Source organism: Actinoplanes sp. NPDC051494, assembly GCF_044454705.1.
In the GTDB taxonomy this organism is placed as follows: Bacteria; Actinomycetota; Actinomycetes; order Mycobacteriales; family Micromonosporaceae; genus Actinoplanes.
On record NZ_JBITDZ010000002.1, the window covers coordinates 293,432 to 308,892 of the forward strand.

Annotated in this window: 13 protein-coding genes; 8 read left to right on the forward strand and 5 right to left on the reverse strand. The window is 72.9% G+C overall.

Annotation, left to right across the window (positions count from 1 at the left end):
* Positions 1 to 3 precede the first annotated feature (3 nt).
* The 7 genes from ACIA6A_RS08055 (at position 4) to ACIA6A_RS08085 (ending at position 6,673) form a co-directional block, all read left to right on the forward strand.
* The gene (locus ACIA6A_RS08055; RefSeq protein ID WP_396096740.1) at positions 4 to 1,344 is read left to right on the forward strand and encodes a DHA2 family efflux MFS transporter permease subunit; all 1,341 of its coding nucleotides are present in this window, start codon (positions 4 to 6) and stop codon (positions 1,342 to 1,344) included.
* A gap of 193 nt (positions 1,345 to 1,537) precedes the next feature.
* Positions 1,538 to 2,497, forward strand: coding sequence for a hypothetical protein (locus ACIA6A_RS08060; protein ID WP_396096741.1), 960 nt, complete (start codon positions 1,538 to 1,540; stop codon positions 2,495 to 2,497).
* Positions 2,490 to 3,614, forward strand: coding sequence for an NAD(P)/FAD-dependent oxidoreductase (locus ACIA6A_RS08065; protein ID WP_396096742.1), 1,125 nt, complete (start codon positions 2,490 to 2,492; stop codon positions 3,612 to 3,614). The genes ACIA6A_RS08060 and ACIA6A_RS08065 overlap by 8 nt, the downstream gene beginning before the upstream one ends.
* A gap of 73 nt (positions 3,615 to 3,687) precedes the next feature.
* Complete coding sequence (locus tag ACIA6A_RS08070; protein WP_396096743.1) at positions 3,688 to 4,725, forward strand: SAM-dependent methyltransferase; 1,038 nt, start codon at positions 3,688 to 3,690, stop codon at positions 4,723 to 4,725.
* Entirely contained in the window at positions 4,722 to 5,111 is a 390-nt protein-coding gene (locus ACIA6A_RS08075) for a cupin domain-containing protein (protein WP_396096744.1), read from the forward strand. Before ACIA6A_RS08070 ends, ACIA6A_RS08075 begins: the two co-directional genes overlap by 4 nt.
* Positions 5,108 to 6,175 carry a pyridoxal phosphate-dependent aminotransferase gene (locus ACIA6A_RS08080; RefSeq protein ID WP_396096745.1) on the forward strand — a complete coding sequence of 356 codons (1,068 nt, stop codon included), beginning with the start codon at positions 5,108 to 5,110 and terminating at the stop codon, positions 6,173 to 6,175. The genes ACIA6A_RS08075 and ACIA6A_RS08080 overlap by 4 nt, the downstream gene beginning before the upstream one ends.
* Positions 6,176 to 6,214: 39 nt before the next feature.
* Positions 6,215 to 6,673 carry a VOC family protein gene (locus tag ACIA6A_RS08085; RefSeq protein WP_396096746.1) on the forward strand — a complete coding sequence of 153 codons (459 nt, stop codon included), beginning with the start codon at positions 6,215 to 6,217 and terminating at the stop codon, positions 6,671 to 6,673.
* A 30-nt stretch (positions 6,674 to 6,703) separates the two neighbouring features.
* On the opposite strand, the gene ACIA6A_RS08090 is transcribed toward ACIA6A_RS08085, so the two are convergent.
* Genes ACIA6A_RS08090 through ACIA6A_RS08110 form a run of 5 tightly spaced genes read right to left on the reverse strand, consistent with a single transcriptional unit; the run spans position 6,704 to position 13,488 of the window.
* Positions 6,704 to 8,248 carry a lyase family protein gene (locus ACIA6A_RS08090; protein WP_396096747.1) on the reverse strand — a complete coding sequence of 515 codons (1,545 nt, stop codon included), beginning with the start codon at positions 8,246 to 8,248 and terminating at the stop codon, positions 6,704 to 6,706.
* Positions 8,245 to 10,179, reverse strand: coding sequence for an FAD/NAD(P)-binding protein (locus ACIA6A_RS08095; RefSeq protein WP_396096749.1), 1,935 nt, complete (start codon positions 10,177 to 10,179; stop codon positions 8,245 to 8,247). The genes ACIA6A_RS08090 and ACIA6A_RS08095 overlap by 4 nt, the downstream gene beginning before the upstream one ends.
* Positions 10,176 to 11,372, reverse strand: a complete 1,197-nt coding sequence (locus ACIA6A_RS08100) for an FAD-dependent monooxygenase (protein WP_396096751.1) — start codon at positions 11,370 to 11,372, stop codon at positions 10,176 to 10,178. The genes ACIA6A_RS08095 and ACIA6A_RS08100 overlap by 4 nt, the downstream gene beginning before the upstream one ends.
* Positions 11,369 to 12,937: a class I adenylate-forming enzyme family protein gene (locus ACIA6A_RS08105; RefSeq protein ID WP_396096752.1), complete on the reverse strand. Its 1,569-nt coding sequence runs from the start codon at positions 12,935 to 12,937 to the stop codon at positions 11,369 to 11,371. The genes ACIA6A_RS08100 and ACIA6A_RS08105 overlap by 4 nt, the downstream gene beginning before the upstream one ends.
* An 11-nt stretch (positions 12,938 to 12,948) precedes the next feature.
* Positions 12,949 to 13,488, reverse strand: a complete 540-nt coding sequence (locus tag ACIA6A_RS08110; protein WP_396096753.1) for an SRPBCC family protein — start codon at positions 13,486 to 13,488, stop codon at positions 12,949 to 12,951.
* Between the two features lie 214 nt (positions 13,489 to 13,702).
* Between ACIA6A_RS08110 and ACIA6A_RS08115 the strand changes: the two genes are divergently transcribed.
* A complete protein-coding gene (locus tag ACIA6A_RS08115; protein ID WP_396096754.1) occupies positions 13,703 to 15,457 on the forward strand; it encodes a helix-turn-helix domain-containing protein in 1,755 nt (584 codons plus the stop codon).
* Positions 15,458 to 15,461 lie beyond the last annotated feature (4 nt).

Genomic DNA, 15,461 nt, shown 5'->3' on the forward strand with positions numbered 1-15,461 from the left:
GGGATGCGGAGCACCCCCTGGAGTGTGCTGGGCATCCTGTGCGCCGGCTTCTTCATGACGCTGCTCGACACCTCGATCGTCAACGTGGCCGTCCCCGCCGTGCAGGCCGGTCTCGGCGCCGGCTTCGACGAGGTGCTGTGGGTCGTCAACGCGTACCTGCTCGCGCTGGCCGTACCGATGATCGCGGCCGGTCGTCTCGGTGACCGGTTCGGTCCGAAGCGGCTCTATCTGGCCGGCCTGGTGCTGTTCACCGTCGCCTCCGGCCTGTGCGGCGCGGCCACCACCGTGCACGAGCTCATCGCGGCCCGGGCCCTGGCCGGGGTCGGTGCCGCCGTTCTCGGCCCGCAGACGTTCGCGTTCATCACGATGCTGTTCCCGCCGGACCGCCGGGGCACCGCCCTCGGGGTGTGGGGCATGGTCGCGGCACTGTCCACCGTGACCGGGCCGCTGCTCGGCGGCGTCCTCGTCGACAGCCTGGGCTGGCGGTGGATCTTCCTGGTCAACCTGCCGATCGGCGCCGTCGTCGTGGTCCTCACCCTGATCCACGCCCCGGACCCCCGGCCTGGCGCCCACCACCGCTTCGACCTGCCCGGTACGGTCCTGATCTGCCTCGCGCTGCTGGCCATCAGTTTCGGCCTGCTGGAGGGCGAGCGCTACGACTGGGGCACCGTCGCCGGCCCGGTCACGATCCCGCTGGTGCTCGCCGCCGGGGTGCTGCTGCTGGCCGCGTTCGTGGCGCTGCAACGGGTGGCGGACCGCGAGCCCCTCATCCCGGCCCGGTTGTTCGCCGACCGGAACTTCACCGTCGCCACCGTCGTCATGGCCTGCTTCGGTTTCGCCATGATCGGCCTCGCCCTGCCACTGACCATCTATCTGCAGACGGTGCTGGGTATGGCGCCGTCCCGGGCGGGCACCGTGCTGGCGGTGGCATCGCTGGCCTCCGGGGTGGCCTCGCCGATCGTCGGCCGGCTCTCCGACCGCATCGGCGCGAAACCCCTGGTCGTGCTCGGTCTGACCGGGTACGCCACCGGCCTCACCGGCGTCGCGTCCCAGGCGGGTGCCGGCGCGAACCCCTGGCGGCTCGTGCCGTTCCTGATCGTCACCGGGCTCGGCATCGGCTGCGTGTTCGTCCTCATGGCCGGTCTCGCCGTCCGTGACCTCGACCCGGGCCTGGCCGGCGCCGCGTCCGGGGTCTTCAACACCACCCGCCAGATCGGCTCCGTCCTCGGCAGCGCGGCCATCGGGGCCCTGCTGCAGAACCGGCTCGCCGCCCACCCCGACGCGGCCGGCGCCCTGCGCGAGACCACGATCCTGCCCGTCGCGGTGACCGTCCCCGCGCGATAGCACCGGAAGCGACCACGGCACGTCGCTATTCGTCGTGCCCGGAAAACGAATGATTGAGCCGGGCGACGTGACAAAGAATTGTCGATCTGACAGAGTGCCCAATCTTCCCGGACGGTTCCGTGTCCCATTCTCCTAGCATCATTCGTAACGGCATGCTCCCCGTGTCCGATAAATGAAACGAGGTAGCGGCATAATGCGCCAAATCGAGATCGCCTGGGAATCCATCGGTGCCAAGATCCGGATCAACCTCGACGACACCCGCAACGCCGAACTCGTCGAGCCGTTGTGGGCGTCGCTGCCCTACCGGACCCTGCAGGGCCACGCCCTCGTCGCCGGCGACTGCTTCTACCAGGTGGCCCCCGCCCACGACCTGCTGCACGCCGTGGCCGACCACCGCGTCGATCGCCAGATCCAGCCCAACGGCACGGTCTTCTGCTCAGCGGTGCAGCACCTGACCGTCAAGTACGGCGAGCTGACCGAGCCCATGCCGGCCGCGCCCATCGGCATGGTCGTGCCCGAGGACGTCGACTCGCTGCCGAAGATCGGGCAGATGATCTGGGACGCCGTGCACGGCAACGGCGCACCCGTCATCGCCCAGGTCCGCCGGGTCGAAGGCCCCGCCGGGCACGGCGTGCGGCTCCTGCCGGCACAGGCCGGCCGGGTCGGCGAGCTGATCGCCCGGATCGCCGCGGAGACCGAGCGGGTGCTCGTCGACCCGACCGACGAACTCGTCGACGTGCACGCCGGGCGGTTCCCGTCCGGGGCCGGGACCAAGGGCTCGGTGCTGACCACGCTGGTCGCCGTCAACGGCGAGACCCGGCCGCTGGGATACGTGTCGTACACCGGTCTCGTCCGCGCCGCCCGCCTCACCGACATCACCCTGGCGTCGCTGATCGACATGGCCCGGATCCTGTTGGTCAAGCCGACCGAATTCCTCGGTTACTGCGGCCTGAACACGCTGTGGGAAATCACCGAGGACGTCGTCGCGGCCCTCGACGACATCACCACCCGCGAGGATTTTTTAGCCCTGATGGGACAGATGGCGACGTATGTCAACGCCCTCGGTGCCTGGAATCTTCAGCTGTTCCCGTGGGACCTCGCCGGTGACACCTGGACCTACCGCCCGACCGTCAACAGGAGTGCGAATGTCTGAGCAGAAGAACACGGCAGAACTGCTGATCATCGGCGGCGGCGTGATCGGTACGTCCATCGCGTACCACTGCGCGCAGGCCGGTATCGACGTGATCCTGCTCGAGAAGAACGAGCTCGGCGCGGCCACCACGTCGCAGACCGCCCGCGCGTTCCGTACCTATTTCCCGCGCAAGCCGCACGACTCCGAGCTGGCCGCCCGCAGCCTCAGCGAGTTCGAGTCGTTCGAGGCGAACACCGGCGTCGACCCCGGCCTGGCGAACCTCGGCCTGCTCACCGTGCTGACCAGCGCGCAGCAGGCCGCGGAGATCGAGGCGGAACTGCCCGACCACCACGAGGCCGGCGCCGACCTGAAGCTGCTCACCGCCGCCCAGGCCGTCGAGCACAACCCGTGGCTCGACCCGGCCAAGGTCGTCGCGGCCGTCTGGAACCCGCACACCTACCGGGTCAAGCCCGAGGCCGTGGTCCGCGGGTACGCCGAGGCCGCCCGCAAGCACGGTGCCCGGCTGCACACCGGCGTCACCGTCACCGGGATCGACGCGGGCAGCGGCCTGGTCAGTACCACCGAGGGCGACTTCACCGGCCAGGCGGTCGTCATCGCGGCCGGGCCGTGGAGCGGTGACGTCGGCAAGCTCGCCGGCCTGGACCTGCCGGTGTGGGGCCAGTTCGCCGAGCTGCTGCGCACCGACCCGCTCATCGACGAGGGCGACCTCGACGCGATCCCGTTCACGTTCCACCCCGTCTCCGGCCTCAAGACCATGGGGCTCGGCCGGTCGTTCCTGGTCGGCCTCGAGCGCATCTCCAAGCAGGACGGCATGCGCGACATCTGGTTCCGGGCCGCCGTCGACGAGCTGCCCAAGTGGTACCCCCGCCTGGAGAACGTCAAGCTGCACAGCGCCTGGACCGGCACCCTCGACGTCACCCCGACCCGCTCCGCGGTCATCGGCAAGGGCGGCGGGGAACACGAGCGGATCTTCTACGCCGCCGGGTTCACCGGGCACGGCATCGCGCAGGCGCCCGTCGCCGGCCAGATCATCCGCGACCTGTACCTCGAGAACAACCCCACGGTCGACCTCACCCCGTACTCGGTGGCCACCAACCTGGCCAGGCTCGACGCCTGAACCCACCACGCCCGCGGCCGGCGGGCACCTGCCCGCCGCCCACCGTCGCATCCTCAGAGAGAGGGGTAGACGCTTGTCCACGCTGGACGCACCCACCGCACCATGGCAAGGCGAAGCGCGCACCCCGTTGAACCCGGACACCGCGTTCAACGGCTTCATCTGCGCGCACGTGCTGCACGCGCTGGAACGCCTCGGTGCGTTCACCGCGCTCGAGAACGACGGCTCCCTCGACATCCTCGAGCTGTGCACCCGCGACAACCTCGACCCCACCGTCGTCACCGCGCTCGTCCGTGGCGCGGAGTCGTTCGGGTACCTGCACACCGGCGACGGCCGGGTCCGGGCCACCCCGCTGGCCAAGGACCTGCGCCGCGCCCTCGGCTTCTTCACCTGGGGCGTCGGTGGATACCACGACGTGTTCGCCAACGCCGCCGCCCTCGCCCGGGGCGACCGCAGCTTCGGTGTCGACCTGTACCGCGACGAGGCGATGATCGCGCTCGGCTCGGCCCAGGCCGACACCGCGCTCATGCGGCACATCCTCGACGAGCAGATCGCCGGCCTCGACTTCAGCACGCTGGTCGACCTCGGCGCCGGGGTCAGCGAACGGGTCTCCCGGCTGGTGAAGGCCCGCCCCGGGAGCCGGGGGATCGGCGTCGACATCAGCAAGGCCGCCACCGAGCTCGCCGCCGACACCGTCGAACGCCACGGCCTGACCGGCACCGTCGAACCCGTCTGCGCGGACGTCCTCGACATCCTGTTCAACGGCCACCACGTCGACGGCGCCGACGAGGCCGACGTGGTCATGAGCTTCATGTTCCTGCACGACCTGCTGGTCGACCCGGCGCGCCGCGACCAGGTCGTGCCCCGGCTGCGCGCGGCCTTCCCGAACGCGCACACGTTCCTGCTCGGCGACACCACCGTGCGCCCGGCCGGCACCGCACCGACCCTGCCGATCTTCTCCAGCGGCTTCGAGCTCGCCCATGCCCTGATGGGAGTGCCGATCTACACCCGCGAGGCGTACGAACAGCTCTTTGCCCAGGGCGGGCTGCGCCTGCGCCGGACCGTGCCGTTCGGCGCGCCCCACACCTACCTCTTCGTCCTGGAGACACCGTGATCGAGGCGGATTCGCCGGCCGTCGCGGAGATCGTCACCCGGCTGCCCATCCCACTCGCGGTGGCCGGGCACCACCAGCCCGCGCCCTTCTACCTCACCGCGGACATGTTCGGCGGCCTGCCCGTCCAGCTCGCCGGCGGCGAACTCAGCACCCTCGTCGACAAGCCGGTCGCCGCGCCGCACACCCACGACGTCGACGAGATCTACCTGCTGATCTCGCCCGAACCCGGGCAGGCCCGCATCGAGGTCCACCTCGACGGGGTGCGGCACGAGCTCACCTCACCCGCGGTCATGCGCATCCCGGCCGGCAGCGAACACTGCTTCGTCACCAAGGAGGCCACCGTCGGCAGCTACTGCTTCGGTGTGCTGGTGGGAGGTGGGCGGTGAGCGCGCCCGTCCGCCCGCAACCCCGGGTCTACAACACCAGCGTGCCCGACGCGGACACCCTCGTGCGCCTGCATCTGAGCGAGAGCCCGTACGGCGCCAGCCCCGCCGCCGTGGCCGCGGCGACCACCGCCCTGGAGCGGGTCAACCGGTACCCGGCACCGGAACGCGAGAGCCTCGTCGCGGCCCTCGCCCGGCACTGGGACGTGGCCCCCGACCAGATCGCCGTGGCCAACGGCAGCGACGAACTGGTCCTCGCCACCGCGCTGTCCCTCGGCGACCTCACCCGCCCCGGCCTGGTCACCGCCGGCACGTTCCCCGGATACCGGGCCGTGCTGGAACGCATCGACCGCGGCGCCGTGGAACTGCCCCTCGCCGGAGCCACCACCGACGCCACCGCGTTCGCGAACGAACTGCCCGGCCACGGCATCGGATACGTGTGCAACCCGCACAACCCGGCCGGCACCGCGCTCACCCGCGACGGCCTGGCCGCACTGATCACCGCGGCGCACGCCGGCGAGGTGCCGCTGATCGTCGACGAGGCCTACCAGGAGTTCAGCGACCCCCGGCTGCCGCAGACCCGCGACTTCCTGGACCGCGGGGCCCCGGTGGTCGCCCTGCGGACGTTCTCCAAGGCGTACGGACTGGCCGCCCTGCGCATCGGGTACGCCGTCGGCCGGGCCGATCTCATCGCCGAGATCCGCCGTACCCTCAGCGTCCTGCCGTTCAGCGTGAACCGGGTCGCTCAGGCGGCGGCCGTCGCCGCTCTCGCCGACCAGGAATTCCTCGGCACCGTCCGGGCCGCCGGGGCCCAGCGCCGCCGCTGGTTCTGCGCCGAGCTCGACCGGCGCGGTTACCGCTACGTCCCGTCGCTGACGAATTTCGTCGCCGTCGAGGTCGACGACGCCGGCGGACTGCAGGACACCCTCGCCGCGCGGTACGGCATCCTCGTGCGCAACACGGCCATGTTCGGCTTCCCCGGCCATCTGCGCGTCTCCCTCGGCACCGAGGCCGAGCTGCTGCGCTTCCTCGACGCCCTCGACCGACTGACCCGCTGGTCCGACTGACCCGCTTGTCCGACTGACACGCTAGGAGACACGACACCCATGGTCAGCAGAATCCCGGACGGCCACGCGGAACTGACCGCGTACCTGTCCGTCGCCGGGGCGAGCGAGGCGATCGACTTCTACACCCGGGCGTTCGGGGCCGAGGAGATGTCCCGGTTCACCACCCCGACCGGCACGATCGTGCACGCCCAGATCCGGATCGGCGGCACCATCCTCTGGTTGTCCGACGAGGGCCCCGGCCTGCCCGGTCCCAAGACCGTCGGCGGCACCCCGGTCACGCTCTACCTGTTCGTCGACGACGTCGACACCATGTTCGCCGCCGCGGTGCGGGCCGGTGCGACCCCCGAACGGCCGGTCCAGGACCACTTCTTCGGCGACCGCACCGGGCAGATCACCGACCCGTACGGGCACCGATGGACGCTCGCCACCCACATCGAGGACGTGTCCCCGCAGGAGTTCGAGCGGCGGGCCACCGCCTACCTGAACCGGACCGATTGAGCCGCCGCGTACGGGTGGGGCCGCCCGGCCTCACCCGAGCGCCCGGTCGACCAGGTGCGGCGCCGCACCCAGGTACCGCGCCGGATCGCACCACGCGGCGAGCTCGGCGGGGGTGCAGCGACCGGTGAGTTCCGGGCTCTCCGCCAGGACCGCCGACAGGTCCCGGCCGGAGCGGGCCGCCTCGTGCGACGCCCGGTCGAGCAGCTCCCGGGTGACCGCCCGGCCCAGCAGCGGCGTCAGCACCGCCACCACCCGCTCGGACACCACCTGTCCCCGGGTCAGCGCCAGGTTCGCCCGCATCCGTTCCGGCCGGGCCCCGAGCCCTTCGGCCAGCTGCACCGCCGTCTCGGCCGCGCCGGCGCTCAGCCGCAGGCACTCGCGCAGCGGCGACCACTCCGACTGCCACACCCCGGCGGCCCGCTCGTCGTCGCTGAGCAGCGCCTGCGCCAGGCCGGCGGCCAGCAACGGCACCTGCAGCGCGGCGCTGCGGATCAGCGTGGCCAGCACCGGGTTGCGCTTGTGCGGCATCGCCGAGGACGCACCCCGGCCCGCCGCGGCCGGCTCGACCACCTCACCGACCTCGGTACGGCTCAGCGCCAGCACATCCACGGCGATCTTGCCGAGCACCCCGGTGACGAACGCGAGCACCGACCCCACGTCGGCGACCGGCGCCCGCAGCGTGTGCCACGGCAGCACCGGCCGGCGCAGCCCGGTCTCCGCCGCGAACGCGTCCACGAGCCGGTCCGGATACGAACCGTCCGAATGCGAACCGTCCGAATGCGAACGGTCCGAACGCGAACGGTCCGGGTGCGAACGGTCCGGGTTCGGACCGTCGGGGTCCGAACCGTCCGGATGCGGACCGTCGGGGTCCGGACCGTCGGGGTCCGAACCGTCCGGGTGCGGACCGTCGGGGTGCGGACCGGCGCTGTCGACCGCCGCGTACTCGAGGTAGCCCGCGAGCGTTCCCGCCGCACCACCGAGCGACACCGGCAGGGCCGCGCGCAGCGCCGCGGTCCGCCGTCCCGCCTCGACGACCTGTTCGCGCCAGCCCGCCACCTTGAGCCCGAACGTGGTCGGCACCGCGTGCAGGCCCAGCGTGCGCCCGGCCATGGCGGTGTCCCGGTGCTCGCGGGCCAGCGCCCCCAGGGCCGCGGCGACCCGGTCCAGCGATCCGGTGATCAGGTCGAGGGCGCGGCCGGTGACCAGCATCGCCCCGGTGTCCATGATGTCCTGGCTGGTGGAGCCGCGGTGCACGTATTCCGCCGCGGCCGGGTCCAGCGTGGCCACCGCCCGGGTCAGCTCCCGCACCATCGCGACCACCGGGTTTGCGGTCTCCCGGGCGGCCACCGCGAGCCCGCGAAGATCGAAGTCGTCGGCCCGCGCGGCCCGGGTGATGACCTCCGCGGCCGTCCGGGGGAGCGTGCCCAGCCGGGCCTGGGCCCGGGCGAGAGCGGCCTCGGCGTCGAGCATCGCCTGCAGCCACGCCCGGTCACCGGTCACCGCCTCGACCGCGGTGCCGGCGCGCACCGGCGACAACAGCCCGCTGTCGGTCAGGTCCTCCACCGGCCCGGTCATATGATCACCCCGCTGACGTCGCGGGCCGCCGGGACCGCCGCCGCCGGGGTCAGCGCCCGCACGGTGGCCGCGATCGCGTCGGCGTCGGCCAGGGTCACCGAATCCACGCCGGGCCGGATCCCCGCCGCGGTCACCCAGTGCACCGTCTCGGTCGGGACCCCGTATGCGAAGCGGCGCGGATGGGCCTGGTCGTTGGCGTCGATCACCCGGTACGGCCGCCGGGTCACCGCCATCCCGCCGGTCTCGTGGACCCCGCCGTCGGAGCACGGGATCCGGTACGGCCGGCACTGTCCCGTGTCGAGCATGTGCCGCAGCAGCGGGTCCGCCGTGTTGCGCAGGTCGACGTCGTGCAACCGGGCCTCGATGAGCACCTCGGCGCGGATCGGCGGGCCGGGCACGAGCTGCGAGTGCGCCACGAACGCGGGCCGGTCCGTGTCGATCATGATCTGGGTGCCCGGGCCGATCAGCTCCAGCACCCCCGCCTCGAGCAGCGCCATCGTCTCCTCGATCCGTGCGACCGGCGGCCCGATGGACAGGAACGCGTTCAGCGGCGTGTACCAGGAGGTGAGCTCGTCGCGGTAGGACGCCCCGTCGAGCCCGCCGTGGTCGACCACCTGCCGGATCTCGTTGCGCAGGTCGCGCAGCACGTCCAGGGCGGCCTTGACCGGCCCGCTCAGGTTCCCGGCCCGGGCCTGTTCCACGTCGCGGGCCAGGTAGTCCAGCACCCAGGACCGGAAGTCGGCCCGGTCGGTGAACGTCCGGCCCCGGTACGGCTGGGCCAGCCGTTCCCAGTCCCACCGCTGCGGTTCCGGGATCGCGTACGCGTCCAGCAAGGCCACCCGCCCGGCCGGATCCGCGGCGGCGTAGCGCCCGGCCACGTCCTCGCGGCCCAACAGGGTGGCGTAGTAGACGCCTTCCACCTCGGCGGCGATCAGCGGCCACACGTCGGTGCCGAACCGCAGCAGCTCACCGTCGGCCCGCCGTCGTTGCAACGCGGCGACGGCCTCCGGCGTGAGCAGTCGCGGGGTGTGCCGGCCGAACGGGCCCTTCTCGTTCTCGCCGCGCGAGTGCGACGGCACCCCGCGCCGCGACGTGGCGAACAGATGTGGCTCCCGGCCGCTCGGGTGGTACACCAGCCGAGCGCCGGACCGTTCGAAACGGCCGTCCCGCCCCGACGTGAGCAGCGCGAGGTAGTCGAAGAAGTTCAGGCCCAGCCCGCGCAGCAGCACCGGCGCACCCGGGCGCACGACGCTCAGGTCCACGTCGGCGGGGTTCGCCTGGGTGAGGTACGTGAGCTTGTGCACCCGGGCCAGGCTCTCCGCCCGCGCCTGCCGGGGCCGGGGCAGCGCCGGGGTGTGGCCCAGCGCGAGCACCACGGCGTCGAGCTGGTGCAGCCGGGTGCCGTCGGCCAGCCGCACCCCCTGTGGCCCGCCCGGCACCCCGCTGGTGTCGGCGACGGCGACCGCGCGGGAGCGGTGCACGACGACCCGGACGTGCTCCGGGGCGCCGTCCACGATCCGCCGGAAGCTGTCGGCCAGGTACCGGCCGTGGAACGCCCGGCTCGGGTAGTCGTCCGGGCCGAGGCGCTGCGCCTCGGCGACCGTGGCCGCGTCGTCGGTCCCCAGCGGCCCGAGCAGCGCGAGACCGCGGGCCCAGTCGTACAGGCTCGGACCGGGCTCGATCGGCCCGTCGATCCGCGAGCTGCGGTCGGTGTAGACGGTGATCTGCGACGCCACCGTGTTCGTCAGCAGCATCGCCGACTGGTCACCGCGCCACACCGCGCCGGCCCCCGGCAGCGCCGGGTCCACCACGTGCACGGTCAGCGACGCCGTCCGGGGGTCGTGACGCTCCTGCGCGCACAACCGCTCCAGCACGGACAGCCCTCGCGGGCCCGCCCCGACGATGCAGATCTGCAGGTCCTGCCCGGTCATCGTGCGGCTCCGCTCCGTTGTGCGCCGAACTCGCGGACGCCGTGCATCCACGCCACCGCGTCGTGCAACTGCCCGGCCGTCATCGCCTTCAGCATCCGGTTGCGGGCCGCGGCTTCCGGGCCGGCGGGATGCCACAGCCGGATGCTGTCGCGGGAGACGCGCTGCACGGCGGCCGTACGCTCCCGGCGTTGCAGATTGAAGGTCTCGAGGCATTCGGCGACCGACCCGGAACCGGGCTCCAGCAGCTCACCCAGCACCACCGCGTCCTCCAGCGCCTGGCACGCGCCCTGTGCGGCGTAGTGCAGCATCGGATGGGCCGCGTCGCCCAGCAGCACCACCCGCCCGTCGGCCCACCGGTCCACCGGCTCCCGGTCGACGAGCGTCCAGGACCGCCAGTCACGGCCGAGACCGAGCAGATGGTGTACGCCCGTCAGCGGCGCCAGCCGTTCCTGAACCAGGGCGGTGCTCGCGGGCACACCGGTGACCGCCGTGGTGGCGCCGTCGTCGTGACTGGCCGCCATGTTGAGCAACCGGCCGCCCGCGATGGGGTAGTGCACGAAGTGGCACTTCGGCCCGGCCCACCAGGTGACCGCGTCGCGCCGGATGCCGGCCGGCACGTGCGCCATGGACAGCACCGTGCGGTACACCGTGATCCCCGAGATCCGGGGCTCGCCGTCCGCGACGAGCTGCCGGCGGATCCGCGAGTGGATCCCGTCGGCACCGATCACCGCGGCCCCGGTGACCGTGCCGCCGCCGTCGAGCCGGACCGTGGCGGAGCTGCCGGTCTGGGTGTACCCGGTGACCGGCAGGCCGGCCCGGAGCTCGATCCCGGGCATGGCCCGGCACGCGTCGAGCAGCTGCCGGTGCAGATCGGCGCGGTGCACCACCACGTACGGCCGGCCGAACCGGCGCCGGTACTGCCCGGTGAGCGGCAGGCTGGTCACGTGCTCGCCGGTGACACCGTCCATGAACCGCAGTTCGCGCATCGGGGTCGCGGCGGCGCGGACCGCGTCGCCGACCCCGAGCCGGTCCAGCGCGTGCAGCCCGTTCGGGGCGAGCTGGATGCCGGCGCCCAGCTCGGAGAATTCCGCGTTGCGTTCGAGGACCACCACCCGGTGGCCGCGCCGCCCGAGCGCGAGGGCGGCGGCAAGACCACCGATCCCGCCGCCCGCGACGACGATCGTGTCGTTCATCCGGGCTCGTGCCCGGGGCCGAGCAGCCGGGCCAGCTCGAGCCGTTTGATCTTGGTGGTCGCGGTCTGCGGCAGGTCGGCGTGCTTCCACTGCACCGGTTCGGCCATCGGCGGCAGGGTGGCGGTCGCCCGCCGCCACCGGTCGCGGTCCAGCGGCCGGTCGTCCTCGGTGCAGATCACCGGCACCGCGGTGCCGTCCGGCCCGGGCACGATGATCACCTCGGCCAGGTCGTCGATCCGGGAGAACAGCGCGTCCTCGACCGCCAGCGTGCTGCCGAAGCCGCTGATCTCGTCCACCTCGCGGTCGAGCAGGTGCAGGCAGCCCCACCGGGTGCGGTACCCGACGTCGCCCATCCGCCACCACGAGCCGTCGCGCTGCGCGTCGTAGCGCCGCGACTCACCCAGGTAGGTCAGCACCCGTCCGTCGGTGCGGACCTCGATGAAGCCGGGGGAGCGCACGCTCGGCGCCCGCCCGTCGCGGCTGACGACCCGCAGGCCGGTCATGCCGGGGAACGGCATCCCGACGCACCGGCCGTCGGCGTCGGCCCGCCGGTGCCGGGTGAACGCCCGGGCCACCACCGGGCCGACCTCGCTCTGGCCGTAGAGCTGGCCGAACACCGGGAAACGGTGCTCGGAGGCGCCCAGCATGCGCCGGACCGTACGCGGATGGATGGCGTCGAACGTGCTGCTGAAGTAGCGGACCGGGGCCAGCGGGCGGCGCGGGTCGGCGGCGAGGCGTTCCCAGCGGATGAACGTGTTGGGGTGCGCCTCGAGCACGCCGGGGCGGTGCGTGAGGAACAGCTCGGCGGCCTGCTCCGGGTCGTCGTCGGCGAGCACCAGCAGCGGGAAGCCGCGCAGCAGGGTGATGGCCAGCGCGGTGTACAGGCGCGAGTGCACGAACGACACGTGGATGGCCACCGGCCGCCGGCAGCGCACCAGGGCGGCCACCGAGGCCTGCGGGCGGTACCGGGCCTGCAGCGTGAATCCGGTGTGCACGGCCAGTTTGGGCAGTCCGGTGGTGCCCGACGTGTGGGTGATGAGGACCGGGTGGCCCACCGGCGCGGTGACCGCGGGGACCCGGGCGACGCCGGTCATCGCGGGCAGCGCCACCGCCCGCGGGTCGTCGCCGGCGGCCAGCAGCACCCCGGCGGTGGTGTCGAAGACCGTGTCCGGCAGGGCGGTGTCGATCTTCGCCTGGTCGGTGAGCAGGAACGGCCGGTCCATCCGGCGGATCAGCTCGGCCACGGTGGCGCCGTCGAGCATCGGTGACAGCAGGGCCGGCACCGCCCCGATCCGGATCAGCGCGCAGGCCAGCAGCGTGATGTCGAAGCTGTTCGACTTGTGCACCACGACGTGGTCGCCGGGCCGCACGCCCGCCGCGGACAGCCGCGACGCCAGGTCCGCGACCAGGTCGGCGACCACCCCGACGGGCAGCCGCCGGCCCAGCTCCGGGGCCACGTCCAGGTCGTGGTCCAGGATGATCTCGTTGCCGGGGTGCCGGGCGGCGGCCCGGTCGAACAGCGTGCCGAGGGCGATGCCCCGGTTGGCGACGCGTTGCAGCAGCATGACCGGCCCCCCTACACGGACTTCTCGATGACGGTCCGGACCCGGCTCAGCGTCTCCCGCAGGTCGGCGGCGACCTTCTCGCCCCACTCGGTGACGAAGCGCCGGTACTCGGCGGGGGACATCCCGGCGGTGATCTTGCCGATGCCCTCGGTCGGGGTGCCCATCCGGAAGTGGTGCACCAGCAGCGAACCACCGTCGGCCGGCTCGATCTCGTACGACCAGACGCTGTCCTGGGCCCGCCCGGTGCTGTCGCGCACGGCCCAGCGAATCGCCCGGCCGGGCTCGGCGGCGATGATCTCGGACTCGGTGCGCCAGGTCCCGCGCACCACGGGGGCCCAGCTGACCACGTCGTCGGTTCTGAGATTCTCGCCCCGGAACACCGCGCCGACCGTGGCCGGCGTGCCGTCCACCCAGCTGCCGCCGGTGCACTCGGAGCTCCATTCGCCGCACCGTGGCAGGTCGCTGACCACGGCGTACACATCGTCGGGGGTGGCGTTGACGTGGATGTCGGCGCGAGATTCGAACAGTGGTGTGGTGTCGTTCGCAGCCATGAGCACATCGTGGCGACGGTGCCGGGAGGGGGTCAAAGCCCGGCCGGTTGATCCGTCAGGTCCGGTGCCCTTGGACTGTCGCGAGCGTACCTGTAGCGTTGCCCTGAGTAATTGACCGTCCACAGTGGGTCGGTTAGCGTGTACCGTGCAGATTGCTAGTAAGTTAGATTGCTAGCCAGGGGTCATCTGTTCGGTCTCGGGGGTTCCCACAGGCATGTCCACCCACACCTACCCGGATCTCGGCCTCACGTTCGGCGATCCCAAGCTGTCGGCCCTGCTCGACGCCGCCCGCGACCTGGCCACCCCCGCCGACCTCAAGAGCCTGCTGGCCGTCCTGGTGCGGCACGCCCGCCGGATGCTCGGCACCGCGATGGCCTTCGTCACCGTGCCGGACGAGGCCGGTCAGGGCATGACCGTGCAGGTGGTCGACGGGTTCGTCGCCGACCTCGACGCCGGCACCACACTGCGCGGCCAGGACTTCCTCGGCGCCTCCGCGCTGCGCAACCCGGGCCCGCGATGGATCTCCGACAGCCAGCGCACCCCGGAGGCCGGCCCCGGCAACGCCCTCGCCGGCCTGGTCTGCACCGAGGACCTGCACGCGCTGATCGCCGTCCGGATCGGCGATGACAACGATGACTTCGGCAAGCGCCCGTTCGGCGTGCTGTACCTCGCCGACCGCCGGATCCGCACCTTCACCGCCCACGAGTGCGCGCTGCTGGCCTCGCTCGCGGACCTCGCCGGCGCGGCGATCGAGAAGATCCAGATCCTCGACCACACCCTGGACCGGCTGTACGGCCTGGAGAACACCACCGCCCGCACGGTCGCCGACCTGATCTCCGTGCGGGAACTGCGCTCCACCCACTACGACTTCATCGACCTGGTCGTCCGCGGCGGGGGACCGCAGAGCCTGGTCACCGAGGCCGCCCGCCGGCTCGGCGGCACCGTCACGCTGTACGCCGCGGACACGACCGTCATCGCCACCGCGAGCACCCTCGCCACCGGGGAACACCCCGACGGCCCGCCGCCGGTCACCGGCCGCTCGCCCGTCGCCACCGGCGACCGCGCCTGGACCGTGCCCGTCATGGCCGGCGACCAGCGGCTCGCCACCATGGACGTGCGCACCCGGGAACCCCTCGACGCCGAGGACCGCCAGATGCTCCCGCTCATCGCCCAGGCCGCCGCGGTCCTGCTGCAGCAGGGCGGCGGCGCGACCGACGAGCACATCCGCCGCGAGTTCCTCAGCGACCTGCTCACCGCCGCCCCCGGTGGCGCCCACCGCCTCGCCCGGCAGGCCGTCCGCCTGGAGCTCGACCTCGCCCGGCCGCACATGGTCGCCACCCTGCGACCCGAGGGCGTCGCACCCACCCGGGCCACCGCCTGGGCCGCGGCCCGCGTCCACCGCGTCGCCGGGCTCGCCGGCGTCCACGAGGACGACGTCGTCATGCTCCTGCCCGGCACCGAGGACCCGGCCGCCCTGGCCCGGACGATCTCCGCCGAGGCCACCGCGTTCCTCGGCTGCCCGGTCACCGCCGCGGTGGCCGGCCCCGGCATCGGCGCCGCCGAGATCGCCGAGACGTACGCCGGCGCGGTCCGCTGCCTGCGCGCCATGAAGGCGCTCGACCTGACCGGCCGCGGTGCCTCCACCGAGGAGCTCGGTTTCCTCAGCCTGCTGCTCTCCGGCCGCCAGGGTGTCGACTCCTTCGTCGGCTCGGTCATCGGCCCGGTGGCCGACTACGACCGGCGCCGGCTCACCGACCTCGTCGCGACCCTGGAGGGTTACTACGCCGCCGACGGCAGCCTCAGCGGTGCCGCCGAGTCCCTGCACGTGCACCCCAACACCGTGGCCCGCCGCCTCGACCGGGTCAAGGAACTGCTCGGCGCCGACTGGCAGCGCCCGGCCCGCGCCCTTGAGATCCAGCTGGCCCTGCGCCTCGCCCGCCTGCTCGAGAAACCCGGAGCCCTAGACTGATCCG